This window comes from Psychrobacter vallis (genome assembly GCF_904846715.1).
Classification (GTDB): Bacteria; Pseudomonadota; Gammaproteobacteria; order Pseudomonadales; family Moraxellaceae; genus Psychrobacter; species Psychrobacter vallis.
Genome location: NZ_CAJHBU010000005.1, coordinates 93767 through 115988, shown reverse-complemented (window position 1 = coordinate 115988; position 22222 = coordinate 93767). Strand labels below are relative to the sequence as shown.

Genomic DNA, 22222 nt, shown 5'->3' with positions numbered 1-22222 from the left:
AACCATAAAATCAGTACTCATCAAGACAACGCTCATCAAGACAATGTATTTCCTACTATGCCGACGATACCTAGCGACAGCCCATGGTTGAGCGCTTATGAGCGCTATGGTATTGACGCTACTATCGATATGCCAGATGACAACACCTCTTTACTTGAGGTGTTTGAGCGTAATTTTAGTCGTTATGGACAAAAAACGGCCTATATCTGTATGGGCGCTTCCATCAGCTTTAAGCAATTAGACTTATACAGTCGCCAGATTGCCAGCTATTTGCAGTCGTTAGGACTGGCTAAGGGCGATAAAGTTGGCGTAATGATGCCGAACCTTTTGCAGTATCCAGTGGTTGCTTTGGGGATTATCCGCGCAGGTATGGTGCTGGTCAACGTCAACCCTTTGTATACCAGCCGCGAGTTATCGCATCAGCTGCATGACAGTGGTACAAAAGCCTTATTCATTGTAGAAAATTTTGCAAAAACATACCAAGAAGCAGAAGATAAAGGTCAAGTTAAGCATGTCATCGTCTGTAAGATTGGCGATATGCTAGGAACGATCAAAGGACCAGTGGTTAACCTTGTCGCACGCTATATCAAAAAGATGATTCCTGCTTACAGTTTGCCAAATAGCGTGAGCTTTAAGCATGCATTAAGCGAGGTATCAGCCAGCCATTATAAACGCCCTGATTTGAATTTGAGCGATGTGGCTTTGCTACAATATACGGGCGGTACGACAGGCGTTGCTAAAGGCGCGATGTTGTCTCACGGTAATTTAGTCGCCAATATGTTGCAGATTAGCGCGCTTATGAACAGTGCGTTTGAAGATGATGCGGATGCAAGCGACGTTATTTTGACCGCGTTGCCGCTTTATCACGTCTTCTCCTTCATGGTGTGCGGTATGTATGGCATGTACCAAGGCTATGCGGGTTTGCTTATCCCGAACCCTCGCGACCTTGACGGTCTGATTAAAGAGATGGGCAAATACAAACCCTCTTTTATCCCTGCGGTAAATACCTTGTTCAATGGTTTGGTGCATAAAGAAGGTTTTGCGGATTTAGATTTTTCTAACCTAAAAGCCTCTATTGGCGGCGGTATGTCCGTGTTGCCGAGCGTGGCCAAAGAGTGGCACAAAATCACAGGCCTGCCTATCGTAGAAGGATATGGTTTGTCTGAGACCTCACCAGTGGTTGCGTTTAACCCAATGACTATTGCTGAATTTACCAATAAAATTGGTATTCCTGCATCTAGCACGGATATCATACTAATCGATGATGACGAAAACGAAGTCGCCCTAGGTGATCGTGGCGAGATTTGTGTCAAAGGGCCGCAGGTCATGATTGGCTATCAAAATCGTCCAAAAGAAACGGCCGAAAGTTTTACGGCCAATGGTTACCTAAAAACAGGTGATATCGGTATCATGGATGAAAAAGGCTTTATCAAAATTGTCGACCGCAAAAAAGATATGATTTTGGTTTCTGGTTTTAACGTCTATCCCAATGAGATCGAAGAAGCCATGAGCGAGCATCCGGCCGTAGCGGAGTGCGGTGCCATTGGTGTACCCAATGAAGAGCGCGGTGAAGAACCAAAATTATTTGTGGTCAAAAAAGGCAACGTCACAGAACAAGAGTTGCTAGATTTTGGCAAAAAGCAATTGACGGGCTATAAGCGTCCACGCCATATACAATTTGTGGATGAATTACCAAAATCGAACGTTGGTAAAATCCTACGTAAAGAATTGCGTAAGATGGAAGGGTTAGAATAATTTTACGGTTATTCTTTCTTTGGTACGCCAGCTCCATGGCTACGTAGCGGCGTCATAGCTTGAGAGAATCTTGCTATTGCGCCGCTGTCACGTTAGGATATCTCAATATTTAAGTGTGCTAAGGCCTGCCATTCTCATTTTTTAGTGTGTACATACTTTGCTAAATATAGATTGCTCAGCCCAACTGCAACAGACCTCTTATTTTTATGACACTGCTTTTAAAACATCTTACTAGGAATTTTTATGCGTATTGACAATCGTGAGCTCGACCAACTTCGCTCGATCAGCTTTGAGCGCCATTACACTAAGCATGCCGAAGGGTCAGTGTTGGTAAGTTTTGGCGATACCAAAGTATTGTGTACCGCTAGTGTTGAGTCGGGCGTACCGCGCTGGCTAAAAGGCAAAGGCAAAGGTTGGATCACTGCCGAATATGGCATGTTACCACGAGCGACCAATACCCGTAATCAACGTGAAGCGGCACGCGGCAAGCAGTCAGGTCGTACCCAAGAGATTCAGCGCTTAATCGGTCGTAGCTTACGTGCCATGATTGACTTAAGTAAGCTGGGTGAAAACACCATTTATCTTGATTGTGATGTTTTACAAGCCGATGGTGGTACTCGTACCGCTAGTGTGACGGGTGCGGCCATTGCCCTTATCGATGCATTAGAAAGTATCCAAAAAACCAAAAAACTAAAAGCAGATCCGTTAATTGGTCTGGTTGCAGCTGTTTCTGTCGGTATGAAAGATGGCGAAGCGTACCTAGATTTGAACTATGAAGAAGACGCCAGCTGTGATACCGATTTGAACGTCGTGATGACCCAAAAAGGTGAGTTTATTGAGCTACAAGGCACAGCGGAAGAGAAGCCATTTACTCGTGCGCAAGCCGATGATATGTTGATTCTTGCCGAAAAAGGCATTGCGGAATTGATTAAAATGCAACAGACAGCGCTTGGCTGGTAATCTGTTTTTATCTTCAGCACGCTGTCTCGATTTTTCGTTCCAATAACTGCCTGTTAGCTCTTGATAGGCAGTTTTTTCATAGACAATCACCCTAATTTTTGTAATAGGTACTAACGTATGCTCAAGCTGACTGATGATGGCGCCAAAATCACTTTACAGGGTCAGCCACAAGCGGCGGACAATGGCTTGTTTTGGTTTGGGTCAGCATTATTGGTGGGTGCAGTGGCGGTAGCGCTGGCAATGAGTCTATTGCCTGAACGTCTGGCTATTGGTGCGCTGGCATTGCTTATCATTGGCAGTTTTGTTTTTAATCGGCAACGTCAACAACGCAAAAAAGCCATGACAGGTGTCATTAGCAGCGGTATCTTGTGGGTACGTGTTGGTGAGCTGGTGCATGACAATCAAGGCAAACGTGAGCACATCCATCTGGCTGATGGCGATAAAGTTCATCTTATTGATGAGCAGTTACAGATTGTTGACGGTGATGATAACCGTAAATACCATATCAGCGGCTTTGAAAGTATCCAAGAAGCAACCGCTACCAAAGCTATCTTGGAAGGTCAAGCATTGAGCAAGCGCCATGTAAATATCAAGATGGGCAATGATGAGCCCCATTCTTAGCTCGCTGCCTATGAAGTGATACGTGTTAAAAACGCTTATGTTATCTCAGGATAGTGTAATAATCTCTGTCAGTGCCATAGTCGAATATCAAACACGCCCTAACCATTTATCGCTATTTTTATGCCTTCTATCGGTTATCTAAGTGCAATAATGCTTGCAGACTCCTGCCTAAATAGTTTATAAGTAAGATTGAAAAATTTTCCTTGATACCATTGTTTATTTTGTCATTTATCTCTTATTGACAAGGAGTTGGTCATGTCGCGTTCGCCCGTGTCGTTGGTTACAGCGTCGTGCAGTTTGTTGTTGTTTACTTTTGGCCTAACAAGCCAAGCCCATGCTGATAATATGAGTGCGCTTATTGCTCAAAAATCTGCTCAGTCTAATACCAATATTCATTATAACTCGTCAGTACCCTCTGCCAAAGTCAGTACTCGCTCTACCATTCAACGTGCTGGCACACATCGCTCAAATCCTACCAATATTCAAACAACGACCAATACGGTTTATTCAAACAATAATGCGCCAAATATAACCAATAATGGCAATTCGCCAACGATCAATACCGCATATCGTTATCCTGAGGTACAGCGTCAAATCCCTGCGGTGCTACCAGCGTTTTTGTCTGGTAACTATGATAATGTCGACAGTGAGCATTTACCGCTCTTGAGCACGGCCGAGATGCAAAGCAGTCTGGCTGCGCGTGAGGTAATCAGTACAGCACGTAAGATGACGCTAAATGAGCGTGCGATTGTGCAAGGCGGTTGCTGGGATTATCTTAATGCTGTGTTCAAACGGGCAGGGGTGTCTCGTGATACCATTCATAAAGGCACGTACGGTCAAGGCCCTTATGCGAGTAGTGATGAGATTGAAGTTGGCGATTGGCTATACTATATCAATCATGGCTATAATCGTGTTGAGCACAGTGGTTTGTTTGTAGGCTGGGTTGATGAGCGCGCTAAGCAAGCGCTGATACTGAGCTATGCTGGACAAAACCGACGTGAACCTGCACGTTATCGGGTTTATGATTTGAGCAACGTCTATCAAATCATGCGTCCGAGCGTTTAAGGCGTGTTGATAGCGTTATAATAAACCTTACTACTAATATTGCTTTAGGTCTGATTAGCAAAAATAAAAAAGCGTCTGTAACTTATTTAAGGTTACGGACGCTTTTTTATTTTTTAAGATATCAGTCAGTGAAAAGTAATATCGATATAACACGTACTGCTGGTGAAAATTTTTCTGGCTTGCTGTGCCTACGCAGCTCGATGCTGCAAAAAATTTACACCAGCAATACTGTAGCGACTTTAAAGTATTTCAAATATATCTTTGGCAATTTGCAAGGAAATCAATTTTAAAAAGGTTTTACCACCGCTAAAATCACAATAATAACCAACGCAAAAACGGGTACTTCATTAAACCAGCGCCAAAATTTGTGGGATTTATAATGCGGGTTGTCTATCAGTTTTTTGCGGTAAAAGCCGCAGGCACCATGATAGCCAGACAGTAGTACTACCAGTAGCAGCTTGACGTGTAACCAGCCTTGGGTTTTATAAACCTCCCAGCCCAATCCTACCATCCATAGGCCAAATACCCATGTTGCTATCATCGCTGGGGTCATAATGCCGCGATAGAGCTTGCGCTCCATAATGGTAAAGCGCTCATGGCTGATGCTATCGTCGCTCATCGCGTGATAGACGAACAGGCGCGGCAAATAAAATATCGCCGCAAACCAGCAGACCATCGAGATAATGTGTGCCGCTTTAATCCAGTTAAAATAATCTGGCATGATCGTCTCTCTTATGTGTATTCCAGCTTATTGGCGCCGTAAATGAGGCTGGCAAGCTTAGCGCAGATTATCCAATAATAGTAGCGTTATACAAAGTACAAAAACTACTCTGCCAATACCACTTGTGATTGATGACCGCTCATCGCATCCATGACAGGTACTTGCTTAGGCGCTCTGGGTGCAGCAAACTGCTTGGTTAGACCAAGCTCACGCATGAGTCTGTCGTCACCTGATTGACTGGCGTTTCCTGTGGTCAATAGCTTATCACCGTAAAAGAACGAATTGGCACCCGCCATAAAGGCCAACGCTTGCTCAGAGTCAGATAAGCTTTCACGTCCAGCAGACAGACGAACATAACTGGTCGGGCAGCAAATACGAGTCACAGCGATAGTACGTATCCATTCAAGTACGGATAGCTGACCCTCTGCAATCACCCGATCTCCAATGGGTGTCCCTGCGATAGGAACCAATAAATTGACAGGAATAGATTCTGGCGCTTTGGGCATTTTGAGCAGCTCATGTACCCAGTCAATGCGATCGTCGCGACTTTCGCCCATGCCCACAATATTACCACTACAAACATTGATGCCGGAGTTGCGCACGTTCTCTATCGTATCAAGGCGCTCGTCATAGCTACGTGTGCTGACGACTTGCTCATAATAGCTGCGCGAGGTATCTAGGTTATGATTGTAATAATCTAGCCCTGCATCCGCAAGTTGCGTCGCTTGATTGGTGTCGAGCATACCAAGCGTCATACACGTCTCAAGCCCCAACGCCTTTACCTCTTTGACCAGTTCTACCACATAAGGCATGTCTTTAGCGCTTGGATGCTTCCACGCCGCTCCCATACAAAAACGTGATGAACCAGTGGCTTTGGCACGTTTGGCGGCGGCAATCACTTTGTCAATTTCTAAGCGTTTTTCTGCTTGCAATTTGGTTGTGTCACGGTGATGCCCGGATTGTGAGCAGTAACCACAATCTTCAGGACAGTTGCCGGTTTTAATAGACAGCAAAGTGCTGATCTGAACTTCATTGGCGGTAAAATGCGCTCGATGAATCGTTTGCGCTTTTAATAACAAATCCATCAAAGGCAAGTCAAACAGTTGCGCGATGTCTGCACGGTTGTATGTATTCATAGTTTGTTGGTCGGTATTAATCGCGTCGGTTGCTAAGCTGGCCAAAAAATCATTGTTGGTGCTGGCTTGATTATTCATTTGATTAATTTGATTGCCAAGTGGGTCAGTGGGGTTACTGGCGTTAGGTTCTGAGATGCTAAGTAATCCTGCCATGATATAAGTCCTTTTACAATAATATTAAACGGTATCAGATAAATCCAAATACTTTTGTCTATTGTCATTTTTAAGATAATAAAAAGGTTGCGGTATAGTATAACGCAACCTTTTTGGAAAGTCAGAACACTAGGATATAGTATTTATAGCTATTCAATCATTAGACTGGGTTTATTTGCCCAGTTTGTGCTTGGCGACACCAATCCAATGGTTGGTAAACTTCTGTGCTTTATAAGCATATGGTTTGGCTTTTTGGACATAGGGTTGATATTCATCAGGGATCGTTGGCACGATGTGTTTGGCCAGCTTATTAAACCACATCATTAGGCTATAGTCGCCCTCAATGCTCAGATTGCCTTCTTGTACAGCAGTCATAAATGCAGGCAAATCGCCTTTGGTCAAAAGCTTAACACCAGTCATAGAGTCTTTAAAGGTGATAGTCAGGTCGGCTTTTTCGGCATGACCACTACGCTGGCTAAACTCACCATTGTCAAAGCTAAAGTGACGAGCGACATCAGATTCGGCACTGGCAAACTCGATTGTGACTTGACGATCTGCAAATAGTGCTTCGACCGCTTCATCATTGCTATCAGCCAGCATCGACAAACGATAGCCAATCACAGCCAGCAACACATCTAGCGGATCAGACTTAATATCTAATACAGGAACAGTAAACATAATTGAACTCCTAACAATGAGACGCAAAATAACGCGTACTTTATAACAATTTTTGTGACAAATATATAAATAGATTATAAACGATTAATAAGTCTCAATTCTTTAGTAGTTACGTAGAGAGCGTTAAGTATCTTGTAACATTGCAATGAATGAACATAGTTATTCTGTCGATAATAAATAAAACGGATATATGATAACGCAAGACTGGGACAAATTTCTCCCAGTCTCGCTGACCTTGTTTTATGTTGACCTGACTATAGCTTAATGAAAGCGTGGCTGATAATCGTCGTCATAGACAGGGGTATGTTCGATATAACGTGCAGCTTCCAATGCGCGCTGCTGCTGCACTGATTTACTGACATCCTCATAACGAAGTGCCCGATACAATACCCAACCCAACAGCGGCAACCAACTGATACCCATGGCAATGACATAGCGATGCCACTCCGATAAAGCTGACAGCATAGGACGATTTGCTAGTACGTATTGGATGGCTTCGACCGCTAGCCAATATGCCATACCACCGAATAAGTACCAAAGCAGCCAACGTTGTGATGATAAGGCGAGTGCCATTACCAAACCTGCCAGCACGGCATAACCCAGCACTGTGGCACTGCTCCACGTATCGACACCAATAACAGAAAATATAGTCAGTAACATCATTCATCTCGCTATTCATAAGGTGAATTCCAATAAGGCTATTATGAGAGCTTGCTGAACAAAGCTAAAGGGGGGAGAGGCGACTTTGCGACAACCGTTGACGTTTGATTTTTTAGCGTATTTGAGGGGTTTTTAGTACAGATTTTGAGACTAAGTACCGCAAGATTGGGCACTTATTTTTATAGTTAGGTCGATATAAAAAGAGTCGGCGGACTGGGATATATTCTTTCAAATCTATCCCAGTCGTACAGAGCTAGCTATATATTGATTTGATATGGGGTTGATGGTATCTGAGATTTTGAGAAAAATACTTTAAGGATACTTCTTATAAAATCAGCTGCGACGGTTGCCCCACCAAGACAACAATGATACCAGAACGGCACCCAGTAGCATCAGGCCAATTGTGATGAACCAATGCGGACCAGTAGGATATTGCCATGGCATCACGTTAGTCACCGCCTCACTGTTTAGAGCACCTAACGCATCTACTTTCCACGGCCACACTTTGACCAAAGAACCGGCGATAAAGCCTGTCAGTAACGCCAAGGTTGCTTGATAGTAGCGGGATAACAACCATTTAAGGGCGCGGGTAAATAGCAACAGCCCAGTTACCATGCCAGCCATGACAGTCAAGATGATCGCAAAATTAAGGGTGTGTACCGCTTCTAGTACCGTGTCATAAGCGCCCAATAGCAATAGGATAAAAGACCCCGATATACCTGGCAATATCATGGCACAAATGGCAATTGCTCCTGCAAAAAACAAATACGGCAAACTTGGCGTGGCCGTCAGTAAAGGCAAGCTGCTAACAATCACTGCAAAGACAAGTCCAACGGCGAATAGTACCGCCCGTCCTATATTCCAGCGCTCAATTTCACTCAACAGTATCAAGACTGTGGCGACCACCAAGCCAAAAAAGAACGACCAAATAAATAGTGGCTCATTGTCTAGCAGGTACTTGATAATACCCGCTAGCGTGGCAAAACTGGTGGCAATCCCTAGCAGCAGGAAAAGCAAAAATGTTGCATCAACTTGGCGCCAGACAGCCATTAGTCCTTTGAGACCGCCTTGCTGCCGAAATACTTGCCAAAGATTGGGGCCGATACTACTCAGCGCATTAATCAGGCGCTCATAAATACCAGCAATCAGCGCAATGGTACCACCAGAGACGCCAGGCACGATATCTGCTGCGCCCATGGCCATGCCTTTGATATAAACACCACATAACTGCTTTGGCGTATCTCTCGTCGTAAGAGTGGTATCTTGATCCAATGGCTGTGGCGCTGACGGCTCGTTTGGAAGTGGTGGTTGTGGTACCGTCATGGACAGTCCTTCATTATCTAATAATAAGTGTTGAGGGTTAATACCAATGATAAAAAACGTAATTTGGCTTAGGTTTTGGTTTGTACTCTGATTTTGAGCGCTTAGTGATTACTGAGTAGGCGCAAGCGATGGATAACCAAGGGCATAAAGTGTGCCTTCAAGCCCCGTCACATTGACAGCCGCATCTGCTCTTGCTTGGACGATTGGCTTGGCACGGTAAGCGACGCCTAAATCAGCAATGGTCATCATCGGTAAATCATTGGCACCATCACCAATGCAAACGACTTGTGACATCTCAATCCCCAAACGCTGAGCCGTATGTTCGACGATAGCGGCTTTTTTGGCACCATTTATGATGGGCAACTGTACATGTCCGGTTACTTCACCTTCTTCGATATCTAATGCGTTGGCATGCACTTCATCAATACCCAACTGTTCAGCGATATAACGCGCAAAATAAGTAAAGCCGCCTGATACCAGAACCGTATGATAGCCCAATGCTTTTAGCGCACTGATCGTGGTGCGAGCCCCTGTTGATAGTGTTAAGCGACTGCATATGTCATCAAGCACGTCGGTTGAGATACCTTTTAATAACGCCACACGCTGCGCGAATGACTCATCGAATTCCATCTCACCGCGCATTGCCGCTTCAGTGATCGCTGCGACTTCCTCACCAATACCTGCAGTTTTGGCCAGCTCGACGATGACTTCTTGTTCGATTAAGGTTGAATCCATATCAAAGCAGGCAAGCTTATGAGTGCGTAGCATATGACCGACAGATAAAATATGGCAATCGACGACATCTAATTTGTTGGCACTGTTCGTGTTTTTATATTCTTCGGTTAAATCACGACGTAAGCGTGTCGTCAGCTGGTCATCGATAATGTGAGCGGCTGCGGTTTTTTTGCCTGGATGCATGAGTGTATCGGTCACTGGCACCAGCAAGTATCGGAATACTTGCGATTGCGTAAAAGGCAGACGCTGTGCGCCTCCTGCCATGGGCTCTGTATCCGCAACGGTGATATTGACAAAGCTTGCATCGGTATCTTCTGCGACAGTGACCAAATGCCAGCTTGGCTGCTCATCTACCCACGATTGCACATATTGATGAATATCAAGCGTTGACACTTTGTTAGGTAGTACGACAATTAGGGCAAAAACAGGCAGAGACTGTAGCGCATCAAAATCTTGCAAATTGGTATCGTCAGGTAATAGTGACGCAATAGAATCGACGGCTTGTTGCCATGCTTTGCTGTCTTTTGGTAACGAATAAGATGTATTGTTTGGCATGGCTCAATTGTCCCTTGTATGCTTATATAAGATTAGGAATAATACCAGTTTTACTGGGCAGCGCCTATAGAGGACACGCAAAGTATCATGGTTCACTAAAAACCGCTATTGTCACTCAAAAAGCAGATAAAATTGAATACCTTTATTGTGATAAATTTATAAAGTTGCTAACGCTACAAGGTTTATTATGGTGATATAGTGGAGAGAATGGGCTGAGGAGATGAAGGGTGTCAGTGGTCGATCCAATTTAAAAAGATGCCGTGCTACTGGTATGAATTTTTCGCAGCATCCCAAAATGCGTCCGCTTATGTTAAGTAGTTGTCTTTTGAATAACCGTTTTGTAGTACCGTTTTTTTTAACTTAGCCAAAAAATGAGCGATAGCCTTGTTTTTTAATTTCTTTTATCTAAAAAAGTTTACCATATCATGACGTATTTAGCGCCGCGGCAAGGGTTGTTTGCCATTATTCTTCTGGTTAGTTTTTGTTTGCAAACTCTGCTATTGGTCATTAGTACAGATCAGCAGCTGAGCGAAAGTCGTGCGTTAAAAGGCGAGCAGATGGTCGCCCAGCTGATTGATGAAGCAAGGTTGTCTCTAGAAAACAAAGACCGTGTCAGTCTCAGTGTTATTGCCAATCGCTATACCAGCGAACAAGACGTCACACGGATTTTGATTAAAGACAATAATGATGAAATTTTGGTTCCTGTTGGTAATGCACCTATGCAACAAGGTGAGACCATTCGTCAAATTGCCACCAAAGGTGATGCCGTGATTGGTAGCGTAGCCTTGACTTTGAAAGATGTGAGCAAAGGTGAGATTATCGCCATGCAGTGGCCATTTGTGATTGGCACCATGCTGCTGCATTTATTATTGTGGTTAATTTATGGCTATCTTGCTCGCCCAACCAAAGAACAAATCAATGCCCTAAGCCGCGAAATTCAAGATTTGCATCGTGAGCAATATCAGCAAATCGATCAACGCCGCTATGATCGTGAAAGCCGTTCAACCGACTCCATGAATAGCGAAAGCACTGGCAATCCTTCTGAGCGTGAGACGGGCGATGATTCAGCTCATGTACGTAAGCTTGATGTCCATAATGAAGTCAATCAATATTTAAGAGCACAGCAGCATCAAACGGTAGCGAGTGATGCTACAGGTGTTGTTGCCAGCACTGATGAAGATGCGGCTGACGTGCGAGCAGCGGATAGTCAACAAGATCAAATAAGCGGTGCTAACAGTAGTAACCATAAGTCTAGTAGCGCCTCTCGACTATCTGCCACACGGTCATTGGACAGTGTCAGAGTGCACATTGTGTTCCATGACGAATTTAATATGCTTGAGCGTCTCGCACCCGCCCAGCGCTTGCCTTATCTGGCATTATGTACGCAGCTATTGAACCAAGCCGTCACCGAGCTCCTTAAGCAACCCTTGTTGCTGGGTGTGGGTGTGATGAATGAACCACATTTTGAGGGTAGTGGTGCTAGCGTGTTGTTAAAAGCGGACAACAGCCATGCAAAAGTCGCGCTAGCAGGGGTGATGCTTGGCAAATTATATCTAATGCTGAATAAGATTATCCACGATAAACACATCGAACTCTCACGCTTTGCGCTACCGGCAAAAGCGGGCGTCAGTGATGATGCGCAATCGGAAGTAATGACCCAGCTGCTAGACAGTATCGGCAAAAAAGAGCAAATGCTGATTTTATTGCCGAATGCTGGTCTCAAGCAAATCAGTCACCATGTACAAGTGCAGAGCATCATGCGCCCAACGACTGTCTATGAACGCGAATGTGCGATATTCGATGGCGGTAATGACGCAATGATTCAGCGTTTGGCGGACGTACGTAATGCCGTGTTAATGATTGAAAATGAGCAAGAGTCACCCAGTTAACCGTACTTATTTTCACTAATATATATACAATTGTCTGTTATATTGTCCATATTACTGCCTTGGTATTGAACACAAAACCTATCATCGTGATAAAAAGGATTGACAACGCTCAATAGAGACTTTATAAGGCATATATATATTGATGTATTATTAATACGTTTGCCAAAAACGACAGGAGTTTTTCATGAGTGACGCTGATATTGACGATGATTTTGATGATGATTTTGTCGACGATGATGATGCAAAGATGGTAGAAGAGGCCGAAACAAGTGTGCGTACACGCTTGAGCAGCCTTGAGAAACGTCGATTAATAGACAATTTGTTAGAAGAAAAACGTCTCGCCAAAGAGCTAAAAGATGATCTAGATGATATCGATAACTTCGACGAAGATGGCGATGACTGGGACGATGATCTTTAGTGGTTAACGTTGACTCATGATATGGGTTATAGAGGCTAAAGTTTTTGAGCCGACTAAAGCTCTTTATTGCTAGATATTTATTGGACTGTGTTAAGCTAATCATATCTTGTTTAGTGATTTTTTATGGTTGCTAGCAAGCCCTTCTGTTCAATCGTTCTTATTTTATAAGGGTTGTTTGGCTACTTTGTCCAAATGACCTTTATTTTCAGATTATCCGCTATACGGCATTTAACCAAGCGTTTGTGGTGAGTGACGCACTCTCTCAAGGACAATAACAATATGAGTAACCCATTAAGTTTCGATGAATTACTAGACTACTTGGACAATCAAGAAAGCCAGTTTGTGCTTGATAGTGTTGCCGCTCACGGCTTTTTGACAGCCACCGTGATTGGGCGTCCGTTGCCCAATTGGATGGATGCATTGTTTGAAGGTCATGTTAGTGAGATTCCAGACAATGTCATCGATGGCATCAAGCGCTGGCGCGACTCTATCATGGCTGAGCTAAAAAACGAGACGCCTATTGAATTGCCGTTTGGCGAAGATGCGGGTGACGAAGAGGTGGCAGTCGATTTTTCAGATGAGTCAGATATCGTCGCTTGGTCGATTGGTTTTGTAGATGCGATGTATGGCGATGAAGCCAGCGATTGGTTTGAAGACGAAGAGACCGCAGAAGATGTGGCAGTATTGACCTTGCCCATGATTGTATTGAGCGGTATTGATGATGAAGATCCAGAGCTTGCTGAGATGCGTAAAGATGAAGATAAATTGGTGCAAATGGCCAATAGCATTGAAGGCAATTTGACAGAATTGTTTTTGTTATTTCATACCAATGATTAGCCACTGAACTGATGAGCGGCGCTGACTGATCCCCATGTGTTTCGTTGTGAGCGCTGTTTAACGTTTTTTGAATCATCCTATTAAGTCACCGACAAGGGCGTACTATGACTGTGCAACTCTCCAACCTTGAGCACTTGCCTAACTATCAAATCACCGAGCGCCTCGATGTGGTGTACGGCAGTACCGTGCGCTCAAAGCATGTCGGCAAAGACTTGTTTGCTGGCCTAAAAAACATCGTCGGTGGTGAGTTGACGGCTTATACCGAGCTGCTAGAAGAGTCGCGTCAAGAAGCCATAGATCGGATGATTGTCAAGGCCGAAGCACTCGGCGCTGATGCCGTCGTTGGTCTGCGCTTTTCGACCTCTAGCATTGCGCAAGGCGCTTCTGAGCTGTTTGTTTATGGTACGGCTGTCAAAGCCGTACCGATGCAACTGCAGTCTTATCAAAATCCGCCAACGAATGGTCATCAACAATCTGACCAATACCCGCCGACGCAAACCCCAGCACCTGTGCCGACAGATGATTTGCCACGTTTCAATCCTTTTGGTTAATTAGCCAAATCTCAAAAGCATTGATGCTTTTTATATTAAGAGACGTGTCATGAATAACTCCCTCACTCAATTTCTTATCAACTATGCGCCATTTGTTTTATTATTCGCCGCTGGTTGGTTTTTTGGGTCGCGTCATGAGCGTCAGCATTTGGCGCAGTTGAGCATTGCCGAGCAGGAGCTGGCTCATATTATTGTCTCAAGCGAGCGTTTTTATCGTCCTAAGCTTGCGGCTGATAGTGAGGGCGAGTTGGTGCTTGGCAGCGTCGTCATTGCCCAAGATTATTTTAAAATGATTATCGCTCGGGTATTAAGTTTGTTTGGCAAAAACTTAACCACTTATGAGACATTATTAGATCGTGCTCGCCGTGAGGCTATCGTACGTATGCGTACTGAGGCCAACGCTAAAGGATACACGCATATTTATGGCGTACGCCTTGAGGTTACTAACATCAACCAATTGGGCAGCATGGTAGAAGCCATTGCTTATGGCACAGCGGTCATCAGTATCGACGGTGCTGGCTCTACGATTGCTCATTCCAAATCCTCTATTTAGACCTTCTGCTTAAATGTTAATCCGCATATTCTTTATGTATTTTACAAGACAATATTTCATATTTGACTGGCGAGTAGTTGAATAAAGCAAATAAAGAGACTTTCACAACGATATACTTACTTTCCTTGTTCCAAAATTATGGTGGGACATGTACCTCGTTGTCCTGCAAAAATAGTACGGTACAAAAAAGCATCACACAAAAACGCTGATGACGTTGATGGCTTTTACCTAAAATAATCAGCAGGATTGGCTGATTAAGCATCACGGCATTATCATAAACTGACCCAGAGCAGGGTCTTATCTACATGGATGTAGTTATGGAAAGTCTTGAGATAGTCACGTTAGTAAATTCAGTTGTCATTCCTATTTGCCTATTTTTGATTATGATGGGTATGGGTCTGACCCTCGTCGCAAACGATTTTAAACGCGTTCTAAAATACCCAAAAGCTGTCGGTATTGGCTTGACCAATCAGCTGTTACTGTTACCTATTATTGGTTTTACGTTGGCAAATATCATGCCGCTTGAGCCTGAGTATGCAGTCGGCGTCATGTTATTGGTATTATGTCCAGGCGGTACAACTTCCAACTTATTTGCCTATTTGGCCAAAGGTGATGTGGCGTTATCCGTGACTATGACGGCGATTGCCAGCGTCATCACCGTGTTTAGTATTCCTGTCGTTCTGAGCTTTTCATTGATTCACTTTATGGGCGCGGGCAGCGAGTTCCAATTGCCTGTATTAAAGACAGTGCTTACCTTGGTGCTGCTGACGATTGTACCTATTAGTGTTGGTATGCTGATCAAACGCTTTGCGCCAAAGGTCGCGGACAATTCGCAGCGGTACGTGTCTAGATTTGGCGTTATATTTCTGGCCTTTTTAGTGGCTTTTTTGAGCTATGTTCAAAGAGACATCATCGTTGAGGCTTTCCTTGCCACGGGACCGGTATCTTTATTATTAAATCTCTCTACCATGGCGCTTGGTTACTACACCAGTAAATGGTTTGGTTTAAACTTAGCGCAAAGAGCGTCAGTGACACTAGAAGTCGGCTTGCAGAACAGCACCTTGTCGATATTTATGGCATTGACGTTACTTGCCAACTATAAAATGTCGCTGACGCCTGCCATTTATACGTTAATTATGTTCTTAACCGCAGGGATTTTAGTCAGGGTATTCAGTGCCAAGTACAATAAACTAAAAAAATCTGAAGTAGAGAGTGGCATTTTGGCCGCGCGCAGACTTTAGGTAGATGTGAGTAAAATAAGTACACTATTGAGATAAATCGTTTAAGCACGAACTCCCAGAACAAGTTTAAGGTTTTACGCTTGTTTTGGGAGTTCGTGCGTTTATTGCTAACGCCTGTACGTGAAATACTAGGGCGTGTCCTCATTTTGAAAATGGTTATAAAAATGAGATAAATTGAAGCCAAACAAGGAAAATAGCTGGTTAATATCGGGATATTAACCAGCTATTTGACGCAGTTTGGCGAATATTTAGCCATTTTTAACCCATTTAGTCGCTATCGTTCAGATTGAGGACATGCCCTAAAGACGAAGGTCATCTATTTTAGTTTTTGTCTCTGCGGTTTGTTCTTTTACTTTTCTGATTTCAAATAAAAAGGTACGGTTTTTGAGTACTGCGACGAATACCACACCGCCTATGGTGTTGCCTATCAAAACCACCGCTAAAAACAATAAGTAACGCCACAAACTGACCGTATTGCCATATAGCAATGCCGAAAATATCTCGATATTGCCAACGATACTGTGATGCAAACCCAAAAACCCAATGCTACCTGTAATCAGGCTGACCAAAACGATACGGCTCAGTGTGTCGCGTGCCGAGGTGACAAGCCATGCAGTCATGCCCATCATCCAACCTGCCAATATGGCGCTACCAAATATCACCCACCACCTAAATCCCAAAATATGCTCGGCATAAGCGTCAATATCACTCGCGCTAAACAGCTGCATGTTTAAGCCCAAACCCACCATCAAAGCGGCAAATAAACAACCACCGACGATGTTGCCCGCGATGACAATGCCCCAAAGACGCAGCAGTTTGGTTAAAGGTTCGATGCCATTGAGGACAGGCAGGCTCAAAAGGGAGGTTTGCTCGGTAAATAATAGCGACTGACCAATGACCACGACGATGAAGCCAATCGGATAAAGCAAAGAGGCGAGTACAAGCGCGTAGTGGCTGGGCAATACGCCACTGAGCAGCGCAAAAGCGGACAGAATCATAAAGAAGCTGATACCAATCTCAAGCCCTGCTGTAAAGGCACTGGTAAATAGTGACCCAAGCGAGCGCTCAAACGTCTCTTTGGCATCCATCACTTGCTCAACCAAAATGCTGGCGTAGCTTTTTGCTTGACTTACATTGTCATCACTCGCGACCTTTTTGATGGTTTCTCGGTCTTGTTGGCTGATCTCTTCAGAAAAATCCTCGTCTTTTAAAGACTCGGTAGTATCAATGATGCCTAGAGTATTGCTGTCGTCCTCTGGAAGTCCATCTTTGGCGTTATACTCACGATTGTCAGCATCAGTCATGAGCCGCTTGTCCACTATATCATCAGCCTGAGAGTTATTTTTATGCTCGGTATCTTGGGACACGGTCGGCTCGCTGTTTATCGGATTGTATTTATTATAGACGTATGGCTTATATTTGATAGTATCACTCTATAGTCGATACTACATAAAATGGATACCCGATATTATGACGCATGACGGTGGCCTATTCTGTTGAGTATTTAGTCGATTGGCGTTATTAATAATTAAATACCATTTTTCCAACCTGATAAATTGCCTTAGCATCTAACAAAATCTGGCTATCTGCGTTAAAATCACGCTATTAATCATTTTCCTCATTTATTCACTTATGTGTTTGCCCACATTTATTATTAACAAAAGACCATTCCATTATGAGCAATCCTGAAAGTACAAATACCAAAACCAACCTGACCCAATCGATTCAAGCAGCTTTGACTCAACTTGAAAACGCCTACAATCCTGCGGAAGTCGAAGCAGGTATGTATCAAGGCTGGGAAGAAAGCGGTTATTTTAAGCCGACTTTTGATAAAGACGAATCGTTCTCTATCGCTTTGCCACCACCGAATGTCACTGGGTCACTACACATGGGACATGGGTTTAACAACGCGATCATGGATGCGCTCACACGTTTCCACCGAATGGATGGTGACAATACGCTTTGGCAGCCAGGGACGGATCATGCAGGTATCGCCACGCAAATGGTCGTTGAACGTCGTTTGGAGGCGCAAGGTCTCAAGCGCCGTGATATGACGCGTGAAGATTTCGTCGATAAAGTGTGGGAATGGAAAGAAGAGTCGGGCGGCAATATCACCAGCCAAATTCGCCGTTTGGGTAGCTCAGTTGATTGGTCACGCGAGCGCTTTACCATGGATGATGGTCTATCCAATGCGGTCAAAGAAGTGTTCGTTCGTCTATTTGACGATGGGCTTATTTATCGCGGTAAGCGTTTGGTGAACTGGGACCCTAAGTTCCAAACCGCATTGTCTGATTTAGAAGTAGAAAACCACGATGAAAAAGGCAGCTTGTGGCATTTCCGCTATCATTTCACGGACACAGAGCTGCTGACTCAAGATGGTAAAAACTATCTGGTTGTTGCTACCACGCGTCCTGAAACTTTGCTTGGTGATACCGCTGTTGCAGTCAATCCTAGCGATGAGCGTTACGCGCATTTGGTTGGCAAAACCATTACCTTGCCAATCACGGGTCGTGTCGTGCCTATCGTTGTTGATGATTATGTCGAAAAAGACTTCGGTACAGGCTGTGTGAAAATCACTCCAGCGCATGATTTTAACGATTATGAATTGGGTCGCCGCCATGACTTGCCACTCATCAATATCTTTGATGAGCGCGCCAATATCTTAGCAGCGATGGAAGTCTATCCTGACTTGCAGACGCGTGAGCCAGAGTTAGAAACCACGCCTAGTGAGTACGCTGGACTTGAGCGCTTTGCCGCACGTAAATTCCTTGTTGAGCAAGCAGGCGAGCAGGGCTGGCTCGAAGATATCGAAGACTACGCCCTCAAAGCCCCGCGTGCTGAGCGTGGCGGCACGATCGTTGAGCCGTGGCTGACCGATCAGTGGTATGTGGCAGTGAGTAAGCTTGCTAAGCCTGCGATTGACGCGGTAGAAGACGGTAGCATTGAGTTCGTCCCTGCGCAGTACAAAAACATGTATATGGCGTGGATGACCGATCTACAAGACTGGTGCATCAGCCGTCAGCTCTGGTGGGGTCATCGTATCCCTGCATGGTATGACGATGCGACGGGCGAGATATATGTGGCGCGCGACGAAGCAGAAGTACGTAGCAAATATAACTTAAGCGATGACGTGATATTGCGCCAAGACGATGACGTGCTTGATACCTGGTTCAGCTCTGGTCTGTGGACATTTAGTACGCTTGACTGGGCAGACGTCAACGCCGATCCACGCGTGATGAAAACCTTCCACCCAACCAGCGTGCTCGTGACAGGTTTTGACATTATTTTCTTTTGGGTGGCGCGCATGATCATGATGACTATGCACTTTGTGAAAAACGAAGATGGCACGCCGCAAGTGCCGTTTAAGACCGTCTATGTGCACGGTCTGGTACGTGATGGCAATGGTCAAAAAATGTCAAAATCGAAAGGTAACGTCTTAGATCCTATCGATTTGATCGACGGTATCGAGCTGGAAGCGCTGGTCGAAAAACGTACCAGCAATATGATGAATCCAAAAGATGCGGCCAAAATCGAAAAGCAAACGCGTAAAGAGTTCCCAGAAGGCATCCCAGCTTATGGTACGGATGCGCTGCGCTTTACCTTCACATCCTTAGCCAGTACGGGTCGCGATATTAACTTTGATCTCAAACGCGTCGAGGGCTATCGTAACTTCTGTAATAAAATTTGGAACGCCAGCCGTTTTGTCCTTATGAACTGTGTAGACAGTGAAGGCAGTGCCAAGCCTATCGACCAAGCGGCAAATCCTGACGTGTGGGAATTGCCAGAAAAATGGATCATGAGTCGTCTGAACTCTAGCATCAAAGACATTTATCAGCATTTTGCTCAGTATCGTCTCGATATGGTCAGCCAAGATATCTATGAGTTTATCTGGAATGAGTACTGTGACTGGTACGTTGAGCTTGCCAAGGCCAGCCTAAATGATGATTCGGTGTCAGATGAGCGTAAAGCGCAAATCCGCTATGTGCTACTGCACGTGCTAGAGACTGCGCTACGCTTCACGCATCCAATCATGCCGTATCTGACTGAGCAAATTTGGCAGACTATCGCGCCGCTACTGGGTCGTAAAAACACCGACAGCATCGTGGTCGCTGACTATCCACAGACCGATGATAGCCAAATCAGTGAGCAGACCGAAGCGGATATGGCGTGGCTACAAGAGCTAATCGCCAGCGTCCGTAACATCCGTGGTGAGATGAAACTGGGTAATGCGGTACGTCTGCCAGTGCTACTACAGAACGTCTCTAGCGATGAAGAAGCGCGTCTATCCCGTATCAAAAACCAGTTTAAAGCGCTTGCCAAAGTCGAGAGCTTAACCATCGTCAAAGAAGGTGATGAGGTGCCACTATCGTCATCAAGTATGGTCGGTCAGCTACGCGTCCTCGTACCGATGAAAGGGCTGATCAATCCAACGGCTGAGCTGGCGCGTTTGGGTAAGTCATATGATAAGTTGAAAGGTCAATCCGACGGTATCGCGCGTAAGTTAAGTAACGAAGGCTTTGTCAGTAAAGCGCCTGCGGAAGTGGTCGATGCTGAGAAGGCGAAACTGGCTGAGTTAGAAGGGCAGTTGACGGCGATGACAGCGCAGATGGAAGAGTTGAAGGCGTTGTAAAAAAAGCAAAAGCTTAAAAAGCATGGCCTCAGCATCGGAGTCCTTTAATAAGGGGCAAATATGCGATGCATGAGGCAGTGTTCTTTAATGGTTCAGCTCGGCGCTCGTCCCTCGCGAAAAAATAGGTGACGTATAATAAGGACAGAAAATGTTGGATTTGTTTCTTAATTTTTTTAGAGCTTTGTCTGATGCAATTCCAAAACTATATGAATTATATAGAGACAATCAGCAAGAGGAAAAAATCGTTGAGCTACTCGAAAGCTATTTTATTCTGGGTGACTTAATCTATTCTGCAGAAGAGCTATTATTAATTGTTCGCAATAAGGATAAGGTGGATTTATCAGTATTGTCTTTGCTTGAGTTAAAAGCAGAGCTGCATAAAATAGAGTCGGTAGTTAGTCTTCAAAAATTAAGGCTAAAAAGGCTAGGTAATATTTATTTAACTAACCCTACGCTAGACTTGTTAGATTCCAATATTCAGTTCGAACTTAAGAAAGCCCTTGGTAGTAAATTGAAAGGTGGACTCCACGGGCTTTCATCTAATTTAGTATTTCATCAACACTTTGATTTTTCAGGGTCTGCTGATGAAAGTGATAGAGATTGGGCGACTAGAGCAAATGGTGTAGCAACTGATTTCATAATAGAAATAACAGATTCAGATAAAATTTCTATTAATGAGCAAGACGAAGTCTTACAGAAATTAAAAGCGCTAAGAGAGGCTTATCTTGACAAAATGAATGCAATTTTGGATAAGAAAGATAAGACTATACTTGCTACAAAAGCTAAAGAGCTGGCTAACAAATATACTGAAGAACGTAATGAGCATCTTCTATAGGATACTTACCGTAGTTCAGTTGGAAAGTATTCCAATAGTTTACTGATTATAAAATAGTGCCAACCTATTGACTAAAAAACAAAAAACCGCTTCAGCCCTGACTGTAGCGGTTTTTTAATGTCAGTAATTAGTCTATGATCTTCAAAGGAATAACACGCTAACGTAAGGAACACCATGAACCATCTCACCGTCGGACAACGTGCGCCTCTAAGCAACCTTGCTATTGACGATACCGCACCAATCACGCTCAAATTCACTCGCCAAAGTCCAATCGAAATGGACATCAGCTGTTTTGCCTTAGACGCAGCGGGCAAACTGATCAATGATGATTACATGGTGTTTTATAATCAGCCAACCTTACAATATAATTAGTTGACGAAAAATGAATGAGCGTTGATATTAACTAGGTAGCTGTGTAAGCAGTAGAGCTAATTATGAAAACTGATGATATTGTACAATCCATAAAAAATAAAATATTTGATGATAAAGTACTTATTCCTAGTGAGATAAATGCTTATGAGATAATAAATATCTCAGATATGAGTGTTCTAAAAGAGATAGCAAAACATATTAATAAATTTGAGGTTCTCCAAAAGACTGAAACGTGGCCAAAAGACAGTTCAAGGCAATACGTCTTAGGTTCAATGGATAAGCTTAATACTTTTCTAAATGATATTGCTGAAGGTGCTTGTCGATGTTCAAAATATCGATATGTTAAACCTACACCAGAAGGGCAAGAAAGTCTGGGACTGATAGAGATATTACAGAAAGTCCAGCATGTTTCTTATCCTGAAACTAACTATGAATGTCGATGTACGCTATGCCAGACTGTTTATGTCTGTCATGCTCATGAAGTTAGGTTTGGAATAGGTTATTATTGGATGAAAAAGAAACAGTCGAGCTAAT

General features: G+C 44.0%; 21 protein-coding genes. 14 read left to right on the top strand and 7 right to left on the bottom strand.

Annotation, left to right across the window (positions count from 1 at the left end):
• Nucleotides 1-57: 57 nt before the first annotated feature.
• The 4 genes from JMY02_RS05060 (at nt 58) to JMY02_RS05045 (ending at nt 4401) form a co-directional block, all read left to right on the top strand.
• Complete coding sequence (locus tag JMY02_RS05060; protein WP_406947725.1) at nt 58-1755, top strand: AMP-binding protein; 1698 nt, start codon at nt 58-60, stop codon at nt 1753-1755.
• A gap of 243 nt (nt 1756-1998) precedes the next feature.
• Complete coding sequence (gene rph, locus JMY02_RS05055) at nt 1999-2715, top strand: ribonuclease PH (RefSeq protein ID WP_021815435.1); 717 nt, start codon at nt 1999-2001, stop codon at nt 2713-2715.
• A gap of 117 nt (nt 2716-2832) precedes the next feature.
• The gene (locus JMY02_RS05050) at nt 2833-3336 is read left to right on the top strand and encodes a hypothetical protein (RefSeq protein ID WP_201595904.1); all 504 of its coding nucleotides are present in this window, start codon (nt 2833-2835) and stop codon (nt 3334-3336) included.
• Between the two features lie 255 nt (nt 3337-3591).
• The gene (locus JMY02_RS05045) at nt 3592-4401 is read left to right on the top strand and encodes a hypothetical protein (protein ID WP_201595902.1); all 810 of its coding nucleotides are present in this window, start codon (nt 3592-3594) and stop codon (nt 4399-4401) included.
• A gap of 286 nt (nt 4402-4687) precedes the next feature.
• Here the strand turns inward: JMY02_RS05045 and hemJ are convergent, their stop codons facing one another.
• The 6 genes from hemJ to serB all read right to left on the bottom strand — a co-directional run bounded on the left by hemJ (nt 4688) and on the right by serB (nt 10362).
• Nucleotides 4688-5122 carry a protoporphyrinogen oxidase HemJ gene (gene hemJ, locus JMY02_RS05040; RefSeq protein ID WP_131656818.1) on the bottom strand — a complete coding sequence of 145 codons (435 nt, stop codon included), beginning with the start codon at nt 5120-5122 and terminating at the stop codon, nt 4688-4690.
• 104 nt (nt 5123-5226) lie between these two features.
• A complete protein-coding gene (gene bioB, locus JMY02_RS05035; protein WP_201595899.1) occupies nt 5227-6411 on the bottom strand; it encodes a biotin synthase BioB in 1185 nt (394 codons plus the stop codon).
• A gap of 171 nt (nt 6412-6582) precedes the next feature.
• Nucleotides 6583-7089 (bottom strand): SCP2 sterol-binding domain-containing protein, encoded by a 507-nt coding sequence (locus tag JMY02_RS05030; RefSeq protein WP_201595898.1) that lies wholly within the window; start codon nt 7087-7089, stop codon nt 6583-6585.
• Between the two features lie 261 nt (nt 7090-7350).
• On the bottom strand, nt 7351-7752 hold the full coding sequence (aciT, locus tag JMY02_RS05025; RefSeq protein ID WP_227678420.1) for an AciT family ciprofloxacin tolerance protein: 402 nt from the start codon (nt 7750-7752) through the stop codon (nt 7351-7353).
• A 330-nt stretch (nt 7753-8082) separates the two neighbouring features.
• Entirely contained in the window at nt 8083-9072 is a 990-nt protein-coding gene (locus JMY02_RS05020) for a DUF368 domain-containing protein (protein ID WP_201595896.1), read from the bottom strand.
• A 108-nt stretch (nt 9073-9180) separates the two neighbouring features.
• On the bottom strand, nt 9181-10362 hold the full coding sequence (gene serB / locus JMY02_RS05015; protein ID WP_201595894.1) for a phosphoserine phosphatase SerB: 1182 nt from the start codon (nt 10360-10362) through the stop codon (nt 9181-9183).
• 425 nt (nt 10363-10787) lie between these two features.
• On the opposite strand from serB, the gene JMY02_RS05010 reads away from it, so the two are divergent.
• The 6 genes from JMY02_RS05010 to JMY02_RS04985 all read left to right on the top strand — a co-directional run bounded on the left by JMY02_RS05010 (nt 10788) and on the right by JMY02_RS04985 (nt 15851).
• Nucleotides 10788-12251 (top strand): hypothetical protein, encoded by a 1464-nt coding sequence (locus JMY02_RS05010; RefSeq protein ID WP_201595892.1) that lies wholly within the window; start codon nt 10788-10790, stop codon nt 12249-12251.
• Nucleotides 12252-12435: 184 nt separating this feature from the next.
• Nucleotides 12436-12669 (top strand): PA3496 family putative envelope integrity protein, encoded by a 234-nt coding sequence (locus JMY02_RS05005; protein WP_021815424.1) that lies wholly within the window; start codon nt 12436-12438, stop codon nt 12667-12669.
• 279 nt (nt 12670-12948) lie between these two features.
• Nucleotides 12949-13506: a YecA/YgfB family protein gene (locus tag JMY02_RS05000; protein WP_021815423.1), complete on the top strand. Its 558-nt coding sequence runs from the start codon at nt 12949-12951 to the stop codon at nt 13504-13506.
• A gap of 104 nt (nt 13507-13610) precedes the next feature.
• On the top strand, nt 13611-14057 hold the full coding sequence (locus JMY02_RS04995; protein WP_201595890.1) for a YbjQ family protein: 447 nt from the start codon (nt 13611-13613) through the stop codon (nt 14055-14057).
• A gap of 49 nt (nt 14058-14106) precedes the next feature.
• Nucleotides 14107-14610, top strand: a complete 504-nt coding sequence (locus JMY02_RS04990; protein ID WP_201595888.1) for a YbjQ family protein — start codon at nt 14107-14109, stop codon at nt 14608-14610.
• A gap of 305 nt (nt 14611-14915) precedes the next feature.
• Nucleotides 14916-15851 carry a bile acid:sodium symporter family protein gene (locus tag JMY02_RS04985; protein ID WP_227678419.1) on the top strand — a complete coding sequence of 312 codons (936 nt, stop codon included), beginning with the start codon at nt 14916-14918 and terminating at the stop codon, nt 15849-15851.
• 299 nt (nt 15852-16150) lie between these two features.
• Here the strand turns inward: JMY02_RS04985 and JMY02_RS04980 are convergent, their stop codons facing one another.
• Nucleotides 16151-17218: a formate/nitrite transporter family protein gene (locus JMY02_RS04980; RefSeq protein WP_201595886.1), complete on the bottom strand. Its 1068-nt coding sequence runs from the start codon at nt 17216-17218 to the stop codon at nt 16151-16153.
• Between the two features lie 308 nt (nt 17219-17526).
• On the opposite strand from JMY02_RS04980, the gene JMY02_RS04975 reads away from it, so the two are divergent.
• The 4 genes from JMY02_RS04975 (at nt 17527) to JMY02_RS04960 (ending at nt 22221) form a co-directional block, all read left to right on the top strand.
• Entirely contained in the window at nt 17527-20481 is a 2955-nt protein-coding gene (locus tag JMY02_RS04975) for a valine--tRNA ligase (RefSeq protein ID WP_201595884.1), read from the top strand.
• A 148-nt stretch (nt 20482-20629) separates the two neighbouring features.
• Nucleotides 20630-21316 (top strand): hypothetical protein, encoded by a 687-nt coding sequence (locus JMY02_RS04970; protein ID WP_201595882.1) that lies wholly within the window; start codon nt 20630-20632, stop codon nt 21314-21316.
• Between the two features lie 174 nt (nt 21317-21490).
• Entirely contained in the window at nt 21491-21688 is a 198-nt protein-coding gene (locus JMY02_RS04965; RefSeq protein WP_227678418.1) for a TerD family protein, read from the top strand.
• Nucleotides 21689-21750: 62 nt separating this feature from the next.
• On the top strand, nt 21751-22221 hold the full coding sequence (locus JMY02_RS04960) for a hypothetical protein (protein WP_201595880.1): 471 nt from the start codon (nt 21751-21753) through the stop codon (nt 22219-22221).
• Nucleotide 22222 lies beyond the last annotated feature (1 nt).

Bases quoted from the DNA above. Each gene is read 5' to 3' on its own strand.
- JMY02_RS05060 (WP_406947725.1), top strand. From the start codon at position 58: ATGCCGACGATACCTAGCGACAGCCCATGGTTGAGCGCTTATGAGCGC.
- rph (WP_021815435.1), top strand. From the start codon at position 1,999: ATGCGTATTGACAATCGTGAGCTCGACCAACTTCGCTCGATCAGCTTT.
- JMY02_RS05050 (WP_201595904.1), top strand. From the start codon at position 2,833: ATGCTCAAGCTGACTGATGATGGCGCCAAAATCACTTTACAGGGTCAG.
- JMY02_RS05045 (WP_201595902.1), top strand. From the start codon at position 3,592: ATGTCGCGTTCGCCCGTGTCGTTGGTTACAGCGTCGTGCAGTTTGTTG.
- hemJ (WP_131656818.1), bottom strand. From the start codon at position 5,122: ATGCCAGATTATTTTAACTGGATTAAAGCGGCACACATTATCTCGATG.
- bioB (WP_201595899.1), bottom strand. From the start codon at position 6,411: ATGGCAGGATTACTTAGCATCTCAGAACCTAACGCCAGTAACCCCACT.
- JMY02_RS05030 (WP_201595898.1), bottom strand. From the start codon at position 7,089: ATGTTTACTGTTCCTGTATTAGATATTAAGTCTGATCCGCTAGATGTG.
- aciT (WP_227678420.1), bottom strand. From the start codon at position 7,752: ATGATGTTACTGACTATATTTTCTGTTATTGGTGTCGATACGTGGAGC.
- JMY02_RS05020 (WP_201595896.1), bottom strand. From the start codon at position 9,072: ATGACGGTACCACAACCACCACTTCCAAACGAGCCGTCAGCGCCACAG.
- serB (WP_201595894.1), bottom strand. From the start codon at position 10,362: ATGCCAAACAATACATCTTATTCGTTACCAAAAGACAGCAAAGCATGG.
- JMY02_RS05010 (WP_201595892.1), top strand. From the start codon at position 10,788: ATGACGTATTTAGCGCCGCGGCAAGGGTTGTTTGCCATTATTCTTCTG.
- JMY02_RS05005 (WP_021815424.1), top strand. From the start codon at position 12,436: ATGAGTGACGCTGATATTGACGATGATTTTGATGATGATTTTGTCGAC.
- JMY02_RS05000 (WP_021815423.1), top strand. From the start codon at position 12,949: ATGAGTAACCCATTAAGTTTCGATGAATTACTAGACTACTTGGACAAT.
- JMY02_RS04995 (WP_201595890.1), top strand. From the start codon at position 13,611: ATGACTGTGCAACTCTCCAACCTTGAGCACTTGCCTAACTATCAAATC.
- JMY02_RS04990 (WP_201595888.1), top strand. From the start codon at position 14,107: ATGAATAACTCCCTCACTCAATTTCTTATCAACTATGCGCCATTTGTT.
- JMY02_RS04985 (WP_227678419.1), top strand. From the start codon at position 14,916: ATGGATGTAGTTATGGAAAGTCTTGAGATAGTCACGTTAGTAAATTCA.
- JMY02_RS04975 (WP_201595884.1), top strand. From the start codon at position 17,527: ATGAGCAATCCTGAAAGTACAAATACCAAAACCAACCTGACCCAATCG.
- JMY02_RS04970 (WP_201595882.1), top strand. From the start codon at position 20,630: ATGTTGGATTTGTTTCTTAATTTTTTTAGAGCTTTGTCTGATGCAATT.
- JMY02_RS04965 (WP_227678418.1), top strand. From the start codon at position 21,491: ATGAACCATCTCACCGTCGGACAACGTGCGCCTCTAAGCAACCTTGCT.
- JMY02_RS04960 (WP_201595880.1), top strand. From the start codon at position 21,751: ATGAAAACTGATGATATTGTACAATCCATAAAAAATAAAATATTTGAT.